This is a genomic window from Streptomyces sp. NBC_00094, assembly GCF_026343125.1.
Taxonomy (GTDB): domain Bacteria; phylum Actinomycetota; class Actinomycetes; order Streptomycetales; family Streptomycetaceae; genus Streptomyces.
Map to the genome: position 1 here is coordinate 6,056,895 of NZ_JAPEMB010000001.1, position 13,255 is coordinate 6,070,149.

Annotated in this window: 8 protein-coding genes; 6 read left to right on the forward strand and 2 right to left on the reverse strand. The window is 72.8% G+C overall.

Annotated elements, in window-relative coordinates; translation table 11 throughout:
- The first annotated feature begins 45 nt into the window (after nt 1–45).
- From dapF to hflX, 4 genes are all read left to right on the forward strand, one after another.
- Nucleotides 46–954 (forward strand): diaminopimelate epimerase, encoded by a 909-nt coding sequence (dapF, locus tag OG580_RS27000; RefSeq protein ID WP_267046245.1) that lies wholly within the window; start codon nt 46–48, stop codon nt 952–954.
- A gap of 140 nt (nt 955–1,094) precedes the next feature.
- A complete protein-coding gene (locus tag OG580_RS27005) occupies nt 1,095–3,422 on the forward strand; it encodes a bifunctional (p)ppGpp synthetase/guanosine-3',5'-bis(diphosphate) 3'-pyrophosphohydrolase (RefSeq protein WP_267046246.1) in 2,328 nt (775 codons plus the stop codon).
- A 196-nt stretch (nt 3,423–3,618) separates the two neighbouring features.
- Nucleotides 3,619–5,112 carry a M1 family metallopeptidase gene (locus OG580_RS27010; RefSeq protein WP_267048140.1) on the forward strand — a complete coding sequence of 498 codons (1,494 nt, stop codon included), beginning with the start codon at nt 3,619–3,621 and terminating at the stop codon, nt 5,110–5,112.
- A gap of 123 nt (nt 5,113–5,235) precedes the next feature.
- Nucleotides 5,236–6,729, forward strand: coding sequence for a GTPase HflX (hflX, locus tag OG580_RS27015; RefSeq protein ID WP_267046247.1), 1,494 nt, complete (start codon nt 5,236–5,238; stop codon nt 6,727–6,729).
- A 158-nt stretch (nt 6,730–6,887) separates the two neighbouring features.
- Here hflX and OG580_RS27020 read toward each other — a convergent pair whose 3' ends face one another.
- Both OG580_RS27020 and OG580_RS27025 read right to left on the reverse strand, forming a co-directional pair.
- Nucleotides 6,888–8,063, reverse strand: coding sequence for a serine protease (locus OG580_RS27020; protein WP_267046248.1), 1,176 nt, complete (start codon nt 8,061–8,063; stop codon nt 6,888–6,890).
- Between the two features lie 206 nt (nt 8,064–8,269).
- The gene (locus OG580_RS27025; protein WP_267046249.1) at nt 8,270–9,445 is read right to left on the reverse strand and encodes a serine protease; all 1,176 of its coding nucleotides are present in this window, start codon (nt 9,443–9,445) and stop codon (nt 8,270–8,272) included.
- A gap of 319 nt (nt 9,446–9,764) precedes the next feature.
- Between OG580_RS27025 and OG580_RS27030 the strand changes: the two genes are divergently transcribed.
- Nucleotides 9,765–11,282 (forward strand): diaminobutyrate--2-oxoglutarate transaminase family protein, encoded by a 1,518-nt coding sequence (locus OG580_RS27030; RefSeq protein WP_267046250.1) that lies wholly within the window; start codon nt 9,765–9,767, stop codon nt 11,280–11,282.
- A 37-nt stretch (nt 11,283–11,319) separates the two neighbouring features.
- On the forward strand, nt 11,320–13,170 hold the full coding sequence (locus OG580_RS27035) for an IucA/IucC family siderophore biosynthesis protein (protein WP_267046251.1): 1,851 nt from the start codon (nt 11,320–11,322) through the stop codon (nt 13,168–13,170).
- Nucleotides 13,171–13,255: the final 85 nt, after the last annotated feature.

A 13,255-nucleotide genomic window follows, 5' to 3' on the forward strand; every position in this document is an offset into this window, starting at 1 on the left:
GGACGGCCGTGCGGTCCGTCGGACCCGCCCCGTACAGTTGATCTCGTGACCAGGACGCAGACCCCGCCGCTCCCCTTCCTCAAGGGCCACGGCACCGAGAACGACTTCGTGATCGTCCCCGACGCGGACAACGCCGTGGAGCTGGCGCCCGCCGCCGTCGCCCGGCTCTGCGACCGGCGGGCCGGCATCGGCGGGGACGGACTGCTGCACGTCGTGCGCAGCGCCGCCCACCCCGAGGCGCGGCACCTGGCCGACGAGGCCGAGTGGTTCATGGACTACCGCAACGCCGACGGCTCGGTCGCCGAGATGTGCGGCAACGGAGTCCGGGTCTTCGCCCGCTACCTGCAGCACGCCGGGCACGTCTCGGCCGGCGAGGTCGCCGTCGCGACCCGGGGCGGGGTCAAGAACGTCCACCTCGACAAGGACGGCTCCGTCACCGTCTCCATGGGCCGCGCCGTCCTCTCCGAGGCCGGCGCCACCGTCACCGTCGACGGCCGCAGCTGGCCCGCGCGGAACGTGAACATGGGCAATCCGCACGCGGTCGCCTTCGTCGAGGACCTCGGCCACGCGGGCAACCTCTTCACGGAGCCGCCCTACGAGCCGGCCGCGGTCTACCCGGACGGGGTGAACATCGAGTTCGTCGCCGACCGCGGACCCCGGCACGTCGCCATGCGCGTCCACGAGCGCGGCGCCGCCGAGACCCGCTCCTGCGGCACGGGCGCCTGCGCCGTCGCCGTCGCCACGGCCCGCCGCGACGGCGCCGACCCCGCCGCGAGCGGCACCCCCGTCACGTACACCGTCGACGTCCTCGGCGGGACCCTCGTCATCACCGAGCACCCCGACGGCGAGATCGAGATGACCGGACCCGCCGTGATCGTCGCCGAGGGCACCATCGACCCGGCGTGGCTGTCCGTTCCCACCGAAACCAGCGAAATCGAAACAGTCAACGACTGATTTGTCGCTCGAATGGGTGATCCGATTCACGCTGAGCGAGAGCGTGACTGCGCCGCGTGGTGGGGTCGGTAGCATCAAGCACCGGCCCCCCGGGCACGCCTGGCCCGCCCACCGCCGGTCGACGTTGCCGGAGGTGCCCCATGAGCGCAGAGGCCACCAACCCTGTGAGCGCGGCGGAAGCCGCCGTCACCGACACGACCGCCCGCAGACGCGGACGCGCCCGGATCGACCTGCGCCGCCTGGGCCGCGCGGCCCTGCTCGGCGCCACCGCCGGCCCGGCCCCCCGTGACCGGCTGCCCGACGCCATCAGCCATGTCGCCGAGGCGCACCGGGCCCACCATCCCGAGGCCGACCTCGCGGTGCTGCGCCGGGCGTACGTCCTCGCCGAGTCCTCGCACCGCGGTCAGTTCCGCAAGAGCGGCGAGCCGTACATCACGCACCCGCTCGCGGTCACCCTCATCCTCGCCGAGCTCGGCGCGGAGACCACCACCCTGACCGCCTCCCTCCTCCACGACACCGTCGAGGACACCGAGGTGACGCTCGACCAGGTCCGCCGCGAGTTCGGTGACGAGGTCGCGTACCTCGTCGACGGCGTCACCAAGGTCGAGAAGATCGACTACGGCGCCGCCGCCGAGCCCGAGACCTTCCGCAAGATGCTCGTCGCCACCGGCAACGACGTCCGGGTCATGTCGATCAAGCTCGCGGACCGCCTCCACAACATGCGCACCCTCGGCGTGATGCGGGCCGAGAAACAGGCCAGGATCGCCAAGGTCACCCGGGACTTCCTCATCCCGCTTGCCGAACGGCTCGGGGTCCAGGCCCTGAAGACCGAGCTGGAGGACCTCGTCTTCGCGATCCTCCACCCCGAGGAGTACGAGACCACCCGGGCGCTCATCGCCGAGAACTCCCACGCGGGGGACGCCCTCGCCGCCGTGGCCGAACAGGTCGGGGCCATCCTGCGGGAGGCCGGCATCGGTGCCGAGGTCCTCGTCCGCCCACGGCACTTCGTCTCCGTCCACCGCGTCCGCCTCAAGCGCGGCGAGCTGCGCGGCTGCGACTTCGGTCGGCTCCTCGTCCTCGTCGCCGAGGACGCCGACTGTTACGGGGTCCTCGGCGAGCTGCACACCTGTTTCACCCCGGTGATCTCCGAGTTCAAGGACTTCATCGCGGCGCCCAAGTTCAACCTGTACCAGTCCCTGCACACGGCGATCGCGGCCCCCGACGGCGCCGTGGCCGAGATCCTCATCAGGACCCACCGGATGCACACGGTCGCCGAGGCCGGAGTCGTCGCCCTCGGCAATCCGTACGCGGGCCAGGAACCGTACGCCACCCAGACCCGGGACTCGGAACGCGCCCGGGACACGGAACAGGCCCCGGGGCAGGCGGCCTCCGCTCCCTCCCCGGCCCCGGCCCCGGTCTCAGCCTCCGCATCGGGCTCCGCCCCTGCCCCTGCCCCTGCCCTGGCCCGCGGCTCCGCCCCCGTCTCCGCCGCCCCGCGCGCGCAGCCCGAGGACGGTGAGCGCGTCGACCCCACCCGGCCCGGCTGGCTCTCCCGGCTGCTCGACTGGCAGCAGTCCGCCCCCGACCCCGACACCTTCTGGACCTCGCTCCGCGACCACCTCGCCGAGGACGACGAGATCACCGTCTTCCGTGCCGACGGCAGCGCCCCCGGCACGATCAGCCTGCCCGCCGGGGCGAGCTGCGTCGACGCCGCCTACGCCCAGCACGGCGAGGCCGCCCACGGCTGCCTCGGCGCGCGGGTCAACGGCCGTCTGGCCCCCCTGAGCACCGTCCTCGGCGACGGGGACACCGTCCTGCTGCTGCTCTCCCAGGACACCGTGTCCGGACCCTCTCCCGAGTGGCTCGACCACGCCCGTACCCCTGCCGCCAGGATCGCGATCACCGGCTGGCTCCAGGCCCACCCCGAGTCCGCCGCGACCCCCGCCGAGGCGGGTCCCCGGCCCTCGGTCGCGGTCACCGCCGACCGGCGCTCCGGCGCCGAACTCCACGCCGACCTCGTAGGCGAGCAGCCCGCCGCCGTCCGCCCCGCGGGCTGCTGCACCCCCGTACCGCCCGACGAGATCACCGGCTTCCGGGTCCGTGGCGGCTCGGTCACCGTCCACCGGGCCGGCTGTTCGGCCGTGGAGGTCATGCGTGGAGGGGGCCGCGAGCCCGTCGCCGTCCGCTGGGGCGACGCCGCCCAGTGCCGGGTCACCCTCGTCGCCGAGTCCTTCGGTCGGCCGCGGCTCCTCGCCGACCTCACCGAGGCCATCGCCACCGCCGGTGCCGCCGTCGTCTCCGCGACCGTCGAACCGCCCAGCGAGCAGCGGGTCCGCCACACGTACACCCTCCACCTCCCCGACGCGGCCGGGCTCCCGGCCCTGATGCGGGCCATGCGGGACGTGCCCGGGGTGTACGACGTGACCCGCGCCCGCCGCCGACGCCCGGCGGAGCCGCGCGAGGCGTGACGGGCCTAGGGAGTGTCCGGCCTGATCGGCAAGACATCCCCCTAGGGCCCTGACATCGACGTGACATGACCCCCTTCGGGTGGCGGGCGAGCGCGCCGCCCGGAGGAGCGGGGAAACCCCTGGTAGCCGTAGGGCCAGTCCTCCGGAAAGGCCCTGGCCCATGCAGCCGATGCAGCCCGTGCAGCCCGTCCAGTCCATGCCCCTCGTCCGACACTCCCCGCCGCCCCGCGCGCGGTGGCTGCGCGCCGCCGTCCTCGTCGTCGCCTCGACCGGACTCGTCGCCGCCGCGCTGCCCGCCCCGGCGCCGCTCGGCATCGGCGACCCGCTCTTCCCCCACCTCGGCAACCCCGGCTACGACGTCCGCGCGTACGACCTCGATCTCACCTATCAGGGGGACAACACGAAGCCGCTCGCGGCCGTGACCCGGATCGACGCGCTCGCCACCGAGGACCTGGAGCGGCTCAACCTCGACTTCACCCACGGGAAGGTCTCCGCCGTCACCGTCGACGACCTGCCGGCCGCCTTCACGAGCAGCGGCGAGGACCTGGTCGTCACCCCCGCCGTGCCGATCGACGCCGGCGAAGCGATCGAGATCACCGTCACCCACACCAGCGACCCCACCGGCCCCGCCGACACCGGCGGCTGGGTCCGCACCGGCGACGGGCTCGCCATGGCCAACCAGGCGGACGCCGCCCACCGGGTCTTCCCGTCCAACGACCACCCGGCCGACAAGGCCTACTTCACCTTCCGGATCACCGCCCCCAGCGCGCTCACCGCCGTCGCCAACGGCCTGCCCGTCGACCGCGTCACCGACGGAGCCGCCACGACCTGGACGTACCGCACCAGCCATCCCATGGCCACGGAGCTCGCCCAGATCTCCATCGGCAGCTCCACGGTCGTGCGCCGGACCGGCCCCCGCGGGCTGCCCGTCCGGGACGTCGTGCGGACCGCCGACCTGGAGCTGATGGAGCCCTGGCTCCGCAAGACCCCCGGCCAGCTGGAATGGATGGAGCGGCAGGTCGGCCCGTACCCCTTCGAGACGTACGGCGTGCTCGTCGCCGACGCCGACACGGGTTTCGAGCTGGAGACGCAGACCCTCTCGCTCTTCGAGCGCGGCATCTTCACCGAGCCGGGCTTCCCGGAGTGGTACGTCGACTCGATCATGGTCCATGAGCTGGCCCACCAGTGGTTCGGCGACAGCGTCTCGCCCCGCACCTGGTCCGACCTCTGGCTCAACGAGGGGCACGCGAGCTGGTACGAGGCGCTGTACGCGGAGGAGAAGGCCGGCAAGTCCCTGGAACTCCGCATGAAGGCGGCCTACGCGGCCTCCGACGAGTGGCGTGCGGACGGCGGCCCGCCCGCCGCCCCCGAGCCGCCCTCGCCCGAGCACAAGATCAGCCTCTTCCGGCCCGTCGTCTACGACGGCAGCGCCCTCGTCCTCTACGCGCTCCGCAAGGAGATCGGCACCGAGGCCTTCGGGCGACTGGAACGCCGCTGGGTCGCCGACCACCGGGACGGGACCGCCACCACCGCCGACTTCACGGCCCTGGCCGGAGAGATCGCCGGACGGGACCTCGGCGCCTTCTTCCGTGGCTGGCTGTACGCGGCGAAGACCCCGCCGATGCCCGGACACCCCGACTGGCGCACCCGCCCGGCCGAGGCCGTCAGGACCACGCCGAAACCCGCGTGACGGGCCCGGCCGGGCCGTGCCACCATCGTCAGGTCGGCGACGCGGCCGGAACCGGGAATCTTCCGGTGCCGTCACGCGTTGCGACGGATACAGAACCCTCGTTTCATTCGACGTAAGGACCCAATGACCTCCTCTTCTTCCCCTTCCCAGGACGAGCAGCGCTTCGCGGAGACGAGCCGTACCGAGAGCCTTCGGGCCGATGCCCTGATGGAAGAGGACGTCGCCTGGAGCCACGAGATCGACGGAGAGCGGGACGGCGACCAGTACGACCGCTCCGAGCGCGCAGCCCTGCGCCGCGTCGCCGGCCTCTCCACCGAGCTCGAGGACGTCACCGAGGTCGAGTACCGCCAGCTGCGCCTGGAGCGCGTCGTGCTGGTCGGCGTCTGGACCTCGGGGACCGTGCAGGACGCGGAGAACTCCCTCGCGGAGCTCGCGGCCCTCGCCGAGACGGCGGGCGCCCTCGTGCTCGACGGCGTGATCCAGCGCCGTGACAAGCCGGACCCGGCGACCTTCATCGGCTCGGGCAAGGCGCGCGAGCTGCGCGACGTCGTGGTCGAGACCGGCGCCGACACCGTCGTCTGCGACGGCGAGCTCAGCCCCGGCCAGCTCATCGCCCTCGAAGACGTCGTCAAGGTGAAGGTGGTCGACCGGACCGCCCTCATCCTCGACATCTTCGCCCAGCACGCCAAGTCCCGAGAGGGCAAGGCGCAGGTCGCGCTCGCGCAGATGCAGTACATGCTGCCGCGACTGCGCGGCTGGGGTCAGTCGCTCTCCCGTCAGATGGGTGGCGGCGGCGGTGGCGGCATGGCCACCCGTGGCCCCGGTGAGACCAAGATCGAGACCGACCGGCGTCGGATCCGCGAGAAGATGGCGAAGATGCGCCGGGAGATCGCGGAGATGAAGACCGGCCGCGACATCAAGCGGCAGGAGCGCCGCCGTAACAAGGTGCCGTCGGTCGCCATCGCCGGATACACCAACGCGGGCAAGTCCTCTTTGCTCAACCGCCTCACGGGCGCGGGCGTGCTGGTGGAGAACTCCCTGTTCGCCACCCTCGACCCGACCGTGCGCCGGGCCGAGACGCCCACCGGCCGGGTCTACACCCTGGCCGACACGGTCGGCTTCGTCCGGCACCTGCCGCACCACCTGGTCGAGGCGTTCCGCTCCACCATGGAGGAGGTCGGCGAGTCCGACCTCATCCTGCACGTGGTGGACGGCTCGCACCCGGCGCCGGAGGAGCAGCTGGCCGCCGTGCGCGAGGTCTTCCGGGACGTCGGCGCGGTGAACGTCCGGGAGATCGTCGTCGTCAACAAGGCGGACGCGGCGGACCCCCTGGTCCTCCAGCGCCTGCTGCGGACGGAGCGGCACTCCATCGCCGTCTCGGCCCGCTCGGGCCAGGGCATCGAGCAGCTGCTCGCGCTCATCGACGCCGAACTGCCGCGCCCCGAGGTCGAGCTGGAGGCCCTCGTGCCGTACACGCAGGGCGGTCTCGTCTCGCGGGTGCACGCCGAGGGCGAGGTGGAGTCCGAGGAGCACACCCCGGAGGGCACCCTGCTCAAGGCCCGGGTGCACGAGGAGCTGGCGGCGATGCTCGCGCCGTACGTCCCCGCCGCGCACTGAGTCACGGCAACCACTGAGGGCGCTGCCCCCTTCCCTTGACGGGGAGGGGGCAGCGCCCTCGGTCGTGGTGCGATGTCGTGCGGTGGCCGAGTGGCCGAGTGGCCGAGTGGCCGGATGGCCGGGTGCCCGGATGGTGAGGCGGGCGGGCGGTCAGGTGGTCAGCGGGCGAACTTCTTGCTGACCATCTCGTGGGCCGCCTTGGCGCCCTTGCCCAGCTGCGGTCCGGCGAGCCAGCCGTTGCCGCCGGCCGGGCCGATCGAGGTGTTCGACACGAGCGCCGTCTTCCCGTTCGGCAGCACCCGGAACCAGCCGCCGCCCGAGGACCCGGCCGTCATCGTGCAGCCGATCCGGTACATCGTGGGCGTGGCCGGAGCCGTCGTGAGCCGCGTCGCCCGGTCGAGGCACTTGTGCATGATCAGACCGTTGTACGGCGAAGCCTGCGGGTAGCCCCAGGCTCCGACCGTCCCGGACTGCGCGGCCGTCGGCGCGGAGAAGTCGACCGGCAGCGCGGCACCGACGGTCTCCTCCAGCGACTTGCGGCCCCGCTCGGGCTGCACGTGCAGCACGGCGTAGTCGTACGGCCAGGCCTGGTTCGTGCCGCCGCGCTGGATCCACTCGCCCGAGGTCACGGCCCAGTCGGCCCAGTACTGGCCGTAGGGCGCTATCTCGTGCGGCTGCGCGTTGCGCAGCGCGGAGGCCGACTTGCCGAGGTCGTTGTAGGCCGGCACGAAGGAGATGTTGCGGTACCAGCCGCCGCGCTTGCCCGCGTGGACACAGTGCCCCGCCGTCCAGACCAGGTTGGACTTCCCGGGGCGGCGCGGGTCCTTCACGATCGTGCCGGAGCAGACCATGTGCCCCTGCGGCGAGTCGAAGAAGATCTTCCCGACCGGTGCCGCGTTGCGGTGGTACGGCGTCTTCTCGCGCTGCGCCCTGACCGGCCGGGGCGTCGGGTCCGTGCCGCCGGTGCCGGCCTGCGCGGTGATCGTCTGGTCCGGGCTCTTCGCCGACTGCATGCGCGTCGGGTTCCAGAGACCGTCGATCACCGGGTTGACGAAGTCCTCGGCCTCACGGAGCCAGGTCGCCTGGTCCCAGTTCTTCCACTCGCCGCCCTTCCACTTGTCCAGGTCGACGCCGTGCTTCTTGAGCTTGTCGGCGACGTCCTTGGCCAGGTCGCCGCCGGCGTCGTCGGTGGCATCGGTCGCGGGCGCGGAGCTGCTCGCCCCGGCGGCCGGCTTGTCGGCGGCCGGGGTCTCGGTGGGGCCGCAGGCGGTGGCGGTCAGCGCGAGCGCCGTGGCCAGGCCGAGGAGGGCGGGTAGGAGCCGTACAGAACGCATGAAGTGTCTTCCCCCTGTGATGTGTTCCGCGTCCGGGACCGGCCACGCTTTCGGCGCGCCAACGCCTTGACGTTGCCATGGACGTGTCATCTGCGGTGCACAGTATGCCCGTTGGGCGGGACGCGGACGGGACGTGGGCAGGATGTGGGACAGCGGCCGGACATGGAAGGAGGCGGGACCCCGGGGCCCCGCCTCCGTCGCCGCGCCTACTGCCCGGCGTACTTCTTGCTGACCTCGTCGAAGATGGCCTTGGCCTCCGGTCCGAAGCGCGGACCCGCGAGCCAGCCGGCCGTCGACGGGCCGATCGAGGTGTTCGACACCAGCGCCGGCTTGCCGTCACTGCCCTGGGCCACCCAGCCGCCACCGGACGAGCCGCCGGTCATGGTGCAGCCGATCCGGTACATCGTCGGCTGCTCCGCCTTCAGCGACAGCCGGCCCGGCTTGTCCTGGCACTGGAACATCTTCTGGCCGTCGAACGGCGGCGCGGCCGGGTAGCCGGTCGCCGTCAGGCTCGTGATCTTCGGAACGGCCGGCGCGTTGAACTCCACCGGAAGCGCCGAACCGACGGTCTCCTCCAGCGACTTGCCCGAGGTGCCCTTCTCCGGGGTCACCTGGATGACCGCGAAGTCGTAGGGAGCGCCCGCGCCACCGGTGGACGCGCCCTGGGCGATCCACTCGTCGGAGGTCTTGACCCAGTCCGCCCACCACACGCCGTAGGGCGCGATCTGCTCCCGCGTCGCCTTCTCCAGCGCGGAGGTCGGCAGCGCGGCGTCGTTGTACGAGGGCACGAAGGCGATGTTGCGGTACCAGCCGCCCAGCTTGCCCTTGTGCACACAGTGTCCGGCCGTCCAGACCAGGTTGGACTTGCCCGGGTGGGCGGGGTCCTTCACCACGGTGGCCGAGCAGACCATCGAGCCCTCGGGGCCGTCGAAGAAGACCTTCCCGGACTCGGGGGCGTTGCTGTGATACTTCGGCGAGACGGCCTTGGCCCGCACCGCGTCCGGGGTCGGGTCGGTGACACCCTCGTCGCCCGAGATGTCCTCCTCCTCGACCGGCTTGTCAGGCCGCTCGGCGTCCCGCATCCGGTCCGGGTCCCAGAGGTCCTCGATGATCGGGTTGACGAAGTCCTTGGCCTCACGGAGCCACTTGTCGCGGTCCCAGTTCTTCCACTCGCCGTTGCGCCACTTGTCGAGGTCGATCCCGTGTTCCTTCAGACGATCCTTGATGTCCTCCGGAATCTTGATCTCGTCGTTCGGGCTCAGGCTCGCGGGAGCGCTGGGCTTGTCTCCGGCGTTCTCCTCGCTCGGCCCGCAGGCCGTCGCGGTGAGCGTCAGCGCCGCGACGGCGGAAGCCGCCATCAGCAGCGGACGAATCGATCGCATCTCGTGATCCCCCTGGGACTACATCAACGTGTGCATAGGTGAACGGCGGTCGTGTCCTCGCGGACGACCGACGGCCCCCAACTATGCCGGTGCCGGAGGGGACGGTACCCGCCCCGCCGCCGGTTCCGGATCCCTCACAGCCGTTGCCGTGCCGTGATCCGGGACACGCCAAGTTCTTCGCACCGGGCCCGTGATCCCCGGCAGTTCCCGTCGTTGGTACGTACGGGGGACACAACGGCGGCGTTCAGGACGGCCCTTGCGGCGGCTCCACGACGTCCCGATGTGCAACGTAACTGTTACAGCGGGAGGACACCGAGCCGTGGCCGTGACCGAATCAGCTCCTGCCGCCGCACCTGCCGCGCGGGTGCGGAACCAGACGGGCGACGGGGCGAACGACGCGCCGCACGAGGGCCCGTGTGGCGTGAGTGACCAAGGGGGCGGGGGAGGCGGGGGGTACGAGGGCATCCTGCGCCGTCAGTCGCAGCGCGAGTCCGCCGCCCGCACCTACGCCCGCTCCCTGCCGATCGTCCCCGTGCGGGCCCGGGGCCTCACCATCGAGGGCGCGGACGGCCGCCGCTACCTGGACTGCCTCTCCGGCGCCGGGACGCTCGCCCTCGGCCACAACCACCCCGTGGTCCTGGAGGCGATCAAGAAGGTCCTCGACTCCGGAGCCCCGCTCCACGTCCTCGACCTCGCCACCCCCGTCAAGGACGCCTTCACCTCGGAGCTGTTCGCCACGCTTCCGGGCGAACTCGCCGACGACGCCCGCATCCAGTTCTGCGGACCCGCCGGCACGGACGCCGTCGAGGCCGCCCTCAAACTCGTCCGCACCGCCACCGGCCGCGACGGACTCCTCGCCTTCACCGGCGCCTACCACGGCATGACGGCCGGTGCCCTCTCCGCCTCCGGCGGAGCGACCGACGTCCGCGTGACCCGGCTGCCCTACCCGCAGCAGTACCGCTGCCCCTTCGGCGTCGGCGGCGACCGAGGCGCCGAACTGGCCGCCCGCTGGACCGAGACCCTCCTCGACGACCCCAAGAGCGGTGTCCCCGCGCCCGCCGGAATGATCGTCGAGGCCGTCCAGGGCGAAGGCGGGGTCATCCCCGCCCCCGACGAATGGATGCGGCGGATGCGCCGCATCACCGCCGACCGCTCCGTCCCGCTCATCGTCGACGAGGTCCAGACCGGCGTCGGTCGCACCGGCGCTTTCTGGGCCGTCGAGCACAGCGGTGTCGTGCCCGACGTGATGGTCCTCTCCAAGGCCATCGGCGGCTCCCTCCCCCTCGCCGTCATCGTCTACCGGTCCGGGCTCGACGCCTGGGAACCCGGTGCCCACGCGGGCACCTTCCGCGGCAACCAGCTCGCCATGGCCGCCGGGACGGCCACGCTCGCGTACGTCCGCGAGAACAAGCTCGCCGAACGGGCCGGCATCCTCGGCGCCCGTATCCTCGGCCGACTCCAGGGCCTCGCCGCCGCCCACCCCTGCGTCGGCGACGTCCGCGGCCGGGGCCTCATGATCGGCGTCGAACTCGTCGACCCCGACGCCGCCGGTCCGGACGACTCCGTCCCGCCCGCAGCCCCCGCCCTGGCACTCGCCGTCCAGCAGGAGTGCCTCGCCCGCGGGCTCATCGTCGAACTGGGCGGCCGCCACTCCGCGGTGGTCCGGCTCCTGCCCCCGCTCACCCTCACCGACGAGCAGGCCACCGCGGTCCTCGACCGCTTCGCCGACGCCCTGGCCGCCGCCGAGCGGTCCCACACCCCCGCAGGGGGTACGCCTCCGCGCCCCGCCTCCCGCCGGGCCACGGCCCCCCGGACCGCCCCCGGACCGTCCCACTGACCCGGACCGCCCCCGGCCCCACCCCAAGGAAGCCCCCGTGAACGCCACCCCCACCTCCCCGGTGACCGAGCCCGCGACGCCCCTCGCCGTAGAGGAACCCACCGTCCCGCGCCAGCACGCCGGACCGTACGATCCCCGGCCGGCCCGCCCGGCCGCCGCGGTCATCGCGCCCGACCCGCTGGACGACCCCGACCCGCAGCGCGCCGCCGACGTGGCGGCCATCGAGAACCTGCTCCGCTGCTGGATCCGGGAGAAGAACCTCCCCGCCCCCGACTCCACCACCCTGCGCGTCCCCCTCGACGCGAGCGGCGCCGCCCTCCTCGTCCCCGTCCGCTACTGGTCGGCCACCGGCTGGCACCGCTTCGGCGCCCCCGCCCTCGAAGGCCTCCCGGCCTCCGCCCCGACCGTCGACGCCGTCACCGTCGCCGCGCTGCTCAGCCGCGAGACCGGCCGCTCCGAAGGCACCGAACTCGTCGGCCGGGTCGCCGACTCCGCCCGCCGCACGGCCGACTTCCTCGCCGAGCGCCGCCGCAGCCCCCAGCCGCACCCGGACGCCGACCTCTTCCTCGCCGCAGAGCAGTCCCTGCTGCTCGGCCACCCCCTCCATCCGACCCCCAAGAGCCGTGAAGGACTCTCCGAGGCCGAGGCCCGGCTCTACTCACCCGAACTCCACGGCTCCTTCCCCCTCCACTGGATCGCCGTCGACCCCACGGTCCTCGCCTCCGACTCCGCCTGGACCGAGCAGGGCCGCCACGTCACCGCGGAACAGCTCACCGCCGGCCTCGCCGAAGGACTCACCCTCCCCGCCGGCACCGCACCCCTGCCCCTGCACCCCTGGCAGGCCCGAGAACTCCTGCACCGCCCCGACGTCCGCTCGCTCCTCGACGCCGGCCTCCTCCACGACCTCGGCATCCACGGCAGGCCCTGGCACCCCACCTCCTCCGTCCGCACCGTCCACCGCCCCGGCGCACGGGCGATGCTCAAGCTCTCCCTCGGTCTGCGCATCACCAACTCCCGCCGCGAGAACCTCCGCAAGGAGCTCCACCGCGGCGTCGAGGTCCACCGGCTGCTGCGCACCGGCCTCGTCGACGAGTGGCAGGCGGCCCACCCCGGCTTCGACATCGTCCGCGACCCCGCCTGGCTCGCCGTGGACACTCCGGACGGCACCCCCGTCCCCGGACTCGACGTCATGATCCGCCACAACCCCTTCGGGCCCGGCGACGACGCCGTCTGCATCGCCTCCCTCACCACCCCTCGCCCCTGGCCAGGGGCCACCACCATGCGCTCCCGGCTCGCCGACGTCATCGGCCGCCTTTCCTCCCACACCGGCCGCCCCACCACGGCCGTCGCCGCCGAGTGGTTCCTGCGCTACCTCGACCAGGTCGTCCGTCCCGTCCTCTGGCTCGACGGACACGCCGGCATCGCCCTGGAAGCCCACCAGCAGAACACCCTGGTGCTCCTGGACCCGGACGGCTGGCCCGTCGGCGGTCGCTACCGCGACAACCAGGGCTACTACTTCCGCGAGTCCCACCGTGGCGAGCTGGAGAGCCGCCTCCCCGGCATCGGCGCCCACAGCGACACCTTCGTCTCCGACCAGGTCACCGACGAGCGCTTCGCCTACTACCTCGGCATCAACAACGTCCTCGGCCTGATCGGCGCCTTCGGTGCCCAGCACCTCGCCGACGAGCGCGTCCTGCTCGCGGCCTTCCGTAGCTTCCTCACCTCCGCCACGAGCCTGGGCTCACCCCTGCCGCACCGGCTCCTGGAGGCCGCGACCCTGCGCAGCAAGGCCAACCTCCTCACCCGCCTGCACGGCCTCGACGAGCTCGTCGGACCGGTCGACACCCAGTCCGTCTACGTCACCGTCACCAACCCCCTCCGCGCCTGACCCCGACACCTGCCCCTGCCGCTGTCCCTGTCCCTGTCCTTGCCCGGCACCCGCCCCCGTCCCTGAACCCGCCTCGCCCGCACCC

Bases quoted from the DNA above. Each gene is read 5' to 3' on its own strand.
- hflX (WP_267046247.1), top strand. From the start codon at position 5,236: ATGACCTCCTCTTCTTCCCCTTCCCAGGACGAGCAGCGCTTCGCGGAG.
- OG580_RS27020 (WP_267046248.1), bottom strand. From the start codon at position 8,063: ATGCGTTCTGTACGGCTCCTACCCGCCCTCCTCGGCCTGGCCACGGCG.
- OG580_RS27025 (WP_267046249.1), bottom strand. From the start codon at position 9,445: ATGCGATCGATTCGTCCGCTGCTGATGGCGGCTTCCGCCGTCGCGGCG.
- OG580_RS27005 (WP_267046246.1), top strand. From the start codon at position 1,095: ATGAGCGCAGAGGCCACCAACCCTGTGAGCGCGGCGGAAGCCGCCGTC.
- OG580_RS27010 (WP_267048140.1), top strand. From the start codon at position 3,619: ATGCCCCTCGTCCGACACTCCCCGCCGCCCCGCGCGCGGTGGCTGCGC.